This is a genomic window from Geminocystis sp. NIES-3708 (assembly GCF_001548095.1).
GTDB lineage: Bacteria > Cyanobacteriota > Cyanobacteriia > Cyanobacteriales > Cyanobacteriaceae > Geminocystis.
In genome coordinates, this window is sequence record NZ_AP014820.1 from 1 (window position 1) to 5,106 (window position 5,106).

Consider the following 5,106-nt stretch of genomic DNA (forward strand, 5'->3'; position numbering starts at 1 on the left):
GTGACAAGTTTTTCTTTTTTGGCTATATTTTTTTTGTCTTGTCACAGATTCATTTATTATACACTTAACGGAATAATAACCCTTTGAGACACCTTACAATGATACTATATATTATACGATTGTAACTTTATTAAATATATATTATTTTTACTTTTTAAACTTATTTAAAAAAGGTTTTAACTGTTTTAAATTATTTCCAATCCTTAAGGATCAGAAATAGAGCATGGAACTATTTGATTAATTTGACAACATCAACTTTCAATGTTGGTCGTAGGTGTTAACTAGGTTGAATAATTTTCAACCCTTAAAGGTTTGAATATGGGTATGATACCTCTAGCAATGGTTTTAAGCTGGTTTTTATAGAACGGACTCTTAAAGGGTTCTCCTAATCTGTGTATTCTTAAAAGAGCTATTCGATTCAGGTTAGTTGCGTGGAGATCCTAAGCACGTCTGCATGACTTATTTTAATCCTGCCCTTACTGAAAATGTTCCATCAAATCAACTAAGTGCTACACATTTAAAAAGCTAAATCCTTCGCTACAGTCAATGAAATATGTACTATAATTTATCGTTTGTTAATGTGACAAATTAAGTATCTTTGTTTTACATACTTATATTGTTCATTACCTCGTTTAATTCCTTGATCAACTTACCACTATTATTACTTTTGTATCCATTATCTATACCTAACTTACTTTTAACTTCTTTAAGATACTTATATAATTCCAATAATTCATGATACCTAATATTACCCTTGTCTATACATAAAGCATAATTATTAACATCTTCTTTTAATACAATAGGCAATCTCATAGTAGTAGTTTTACCATTATTCCAATTACTTTTGTAATGTATTAAAGTTTCTCTTTTATCTTTTTTATTCATAAATTATCACTTGTTACCAGTGTACAAACTCTATTTTAACGTATTTAACCATTGATACTTAAAATCGATTTAAAACCCGTGTGACATCCTCAATGATTAATCATAAGTAATAGGTTAATTACAAGTCACTATGGAGAAATCTTTAAAACACTTGATACAAGTGATTTTTAGGTTATAAAAATTATAAGATTATGTTTTACTTTTACGTGTAGTTACTACATTATAAGTCATTAAAAAACTAGCTTGTTACAGCTAGTTATATTAACACTTGTATCAAGTGATTAATTATTCATCATCTTTGAGGATAGAATCAATATCTAAATCTTCATCTAACTCTAATTCTGTATTTTCTAATGAATTATTGTTATATACTAAATAGCATTGTTGCACATTCTCAATAACTACACCTTTTTTATCTTTAGCTTGATAAATCATAGGATTGTTTTTTAACTCTAATTCTGCACTTTCAAAATTAGCTATACATTCTCTTAAATAATCTACCAGTTCATCAATAATAGTTTCATCACTTCTTACTAAGATTGTTGTTTGCACACTAGCATTAATCCATAATTTAGAATCATTATCCCATTGATACCCTAATTTAGTTAATTGATTAAGTATATCTATAGCTGTACCTTTAGGTTTTTTACCTAATTCTGTTAGTTTTTTGACTGCTAATATCACTTTTTCAGGTAACTTTTTCATAACTTTTTTGATAAACAATTATTTTATTATATCACGACTTAAATCACTTGTTACAAGTGTTAAAATCTATTTTACTCACTGTTTTAATAGACATTAAAAAACCCGTGCAGTATATTAGTAGATCACTAGCACGGGTTATTAATTTCTTTTTATTAAAAGGTGTTAGTTAAGAGTTAAAATAAATGTAGCTTACACAATTAAATAACCTTAATAACACCATATCTATTATGTCACTAATTTACACTTTTTTCGATAAAACTAGCTATTACTATTCTAATGAAGAAAACTCTAATAATGATTTATATGTACCTTTAAATGTTGACACTGAATTTTATACACGTGATCTGAATGATCCTAAATTAGGAAAAAACCCTTCATGTACAATAACAGTGCAAGTGAGAGGATTAAAAGATAACGGTAAAATCTACACTCATAGAGATTGTGCAGATATTGCTAGACATGACTTAATGAGAGAATCATTCATAGGTTATCAATATCTGATAGATAGCGGTTATAGTATCAGTTATCGTAAAGATGTTGTGAACAATATCAAAAAGTTATCCTCATTACCTAAAGTTTACTTTCATCTTTACTTACATTTTGCGTGTGCAGATATTATCAGAATTTTCTATGATGACTACCAAAATGACATAAGAGGATTAATTCTTAATGCTAATAATAGTGGTAGTGGAATAACTCAAAGAAGAAGATTAGAGACATATCATAGAGGTAAAATAAAAGGTTTTCAAAGTTCTAATGGATATAACCCTTTTTGCTTAACTAATTGGTTAATGGAATATGAAGGGGTAACTTATCAAGTAGGTATCAGAGTATTTGACACCATAGCTATTGCTGGTCAACAATCCTATTCTGATTTAGCTGAATTGGTAGGTTACGAATTGCCATATAAAAATTTACTTACTAAAGAGGATAAAGAAAACATGATTGATACTTACTTGACTCACAATGATTTTGATAATTATGCTTTAGGAGATCTATATGCTTATGAATTATTACTAGGTTTTGATCATCAATATAAACACTTGTTACAAGGGTTTTTAGGAATTAAGGATAATGATAAATCTACTTGCAGATTAACCATAGGATCATCTATGGCAATGGTTTTAAGCAAGTTGTTAAAGTCTAAAATGAACAATCCTAAATTATTCAAAGAAATTAATAAATATGGCAATTCTGACTATCTAAGAAAATTAAAAGATACCCGTGCTATTTTGAGTAAAGTTGATGGTGGTAGATGTTATAATAACAGACCACTTGAAACAAGTGTTTTTAAGTCAGGTAACTATAATAACATAGATGATTTAACTAATAACCTTAATATGTTATGTGATATAGATATATCAGGTGCTTATGGTAAAGGGTTATCTTTACAAGATTATCCTATAGGCGTACCTAAAATGTTTTGTCATCAGCTTGATAAAAACAATAAATACATGACTTTAAGAGAGTTTTTAGATAAGCATGGTAAAGAGTTATTAGATGGTTTATGGATAATGAGAGTTAGTACTTTAAAACCTTTAAAATATCCTCAAGATTTAATATCCTCATGGGTTATTGATCCTAATAAAATAAATAGATTAAGTGATCCTAGTGATGATGATTTATCAGTAGATTATCCTAAAGAAGGTTTTAATAAAATCTTTACTAATGAAATTTATTTAGGCTTAATTAGCAGTGATATTTTACAGTGGATTGATAATATTTGCAGTCAATCACAACGTAAAGAATTATATGATAATTTAATGGTTGTCAATGCAATGTGGTATGAAAAAGATAAGGAATTAAAAGATATAAAAGAAGTTGAAAAATACTATGAGAATTATTCAGATCAAGATGAAAGTTTTTATGATGGTGATAGCTTATATAGTGTGCAGAAAAATTCTTATTATTGGTATCGAATTAATATAGGTGATTTATTAATCAATGAGTTATTAAAAGTAAGGAATAATTATGATAAGAAAACACATAAAAAAGAAAATACATTTTACAAGTTATGTATTAACACTACTTATGGTATCTTAGTTTCAAAGTTTTTTGATGTATCTAATTCAGTCGTAGGAAATAACATAACTGCACGGTGTAGATGTATGATGTACTATCTTGAAAAAGGATTAAATGGTTATCAATCTATCACTGATGGTTGTATTTTCGAGTTAGATAATGTTGTTTATCCAGTTAAAGGAAAAAGATTAACTGCTAACAATTTAGTTAAAGGTTATCAAAGAGTACCTAATGAAAAATTATGGTTTACAGATAAGTTAAAAGTTGTAAAAAGAAAGATTTATATGGTAACTAAATGGTATAACTTACATATAAAAGAAAATACACATATTGATTACTATAAGTACGTTGATAATCCTAGCAATCAAAGTGAAGTAGATAAATTAAAAAAAGAATTTGAGGAATATCTTATAAATAAAAAGGATGATGAAAATACAGGTGCTAGTGATAAAGTAGTTAAAATATTTGATGATTTAGTTAAGAAAAATGAAAGTGATTTTGAGGATGAAATAATTAAATCGAGTGATATTTTTTACGATATAGAAAAAGATGTTTTAGCACATTTAAGAAACATTTTTCCTAATGTAGATGTACTGCACAAAAATATTATTAATGATGAGGGAGTAGAACAAAAAGGTTATTACACTTTAGAAATTAAATGTTTCTGTAATAAAGCTATTTTTCATGGGAATGCTAATTACTATTTAGATGGTGTTAAAGAATTAAAAGATAAAGAATTGGTAAAAAAAGAAAAAGTAGTAAAAATGAGAGGATATGGTAAAGATTCTTTTATTTTTGAATCTAATGAAGATTTAGACTCATTAGAAGATAATGAGGATAACTTATACAGCTATTTATTCGAGGATATAGAAGATTTAGGTACAGAATTAGAAGATATTGACATATTAGGATTAAACATACCTGAGAACTTTTTTAATAGTCTTAAAAACGATTTAACAAGGGTACAACGTCAAGACTACTTTATCCAAAATAAAATTATCAAGTGTAAGGATTATAAATCAAATTATAATACTTATAAACATATAAAATTAGAAGTAGGTTACACTGATATAGATGTAAGATTATTGACAGAATTAGTACTGAGTCAATTTACATACCCTACATTATCAAGTTACAAGAAATGGATAGAAAATCACTATAAACACAAAAGTAAATATGGACAAGGATATGAATCTTGTTTTTTAAATGATGATGGTACTCTTAACTACCAATTAATGATTAATACCATTGATGAAAAAATTAAAGAGGATAAAGGAATAAAGTTAAAACAAGTTGATCATCCTAGTCATAAATTAAGACTTCTAAGAAAAGAAGATATACAAAATAGATTTTTAAATTAGTAACATAAACAAGTTGATAAATTAAAACTCACTCTATTTGGGGTGAGAACTTTAACCCCTATATAATCAATAATACGTTAGGCTAACAATGAGCAATGATATATAGGGTATAATTTACAGCGTTTTTCATTTT

General features: G+C 26.8%; 3 protein-coding genes. 1 reads left to right on the plus strand and 2 read right to left on the minus strand.

Annotation, left to right across the window (positions count from 1 at the left end; translation table 11 throughout):
- Positions 1-603: 603 nt before the first annotated feature.
- On the minus strand, positions 604-885 hold the full coding sequence (locus tag GM3708_RS17655) for a hypothetical protein (protein ID WP_066349713.1): 282 nt from the start codon (positions 883-885) through the stop codon (positions 604-606).
- Positions 886-1,170: 285 nt separating this feature from the next.
- Entirely contained in the window at positions 1,171-1,590 is a 420-nt protein-coding gene (locus GM3708_RS17660; protein WP_066349714.1) for a hypothetical protein, read from the minus strand.
- 227 nt (positions 1,591-1,817) lie between these two features.
- Here GM3708_RS17660 and GM3708_RS17665 point away from each other — a divergent pair, with 227 nt between their 5' ends.
- Positions 1,818-4,973: a hypothetical protein gene (locus tag GM3708_RS17665; protein WP_066349715.1), complete on the plus strand. Its 3,156-nt coding sequence runs from the start codon at positions 1,818-1,820 to the stop codon at positions 4,971-4,973.
- Positions 4,974-5,106 lie beyond the last annotated feature (133 nt).

Excerpts from the sequence above, each read along its gene's own strand:
- GM3708_RS17655 (WP_066349713.1), bottom strand. The coding sequence starts at position 885 with ATGAATAAAAAAGATAAAAGAGAAACTTTAATACATTACAAAAGTAAT.
- GM3708_RS17660 (WP_066349714.1), bottom strand. The coding sequence starts at position 1,590 with ATGAAAAAGTTACCTGAAAAAGTGATATTAGCAGTCAAAAAACTAACA.
- GM3708_RS17665 (WP_066349715.1), top strand. The coding sequence starts at position 1,818 with ATGTCACTAATTTACACTTTTTTCGATAAAACTAGCTATTACTATTCT.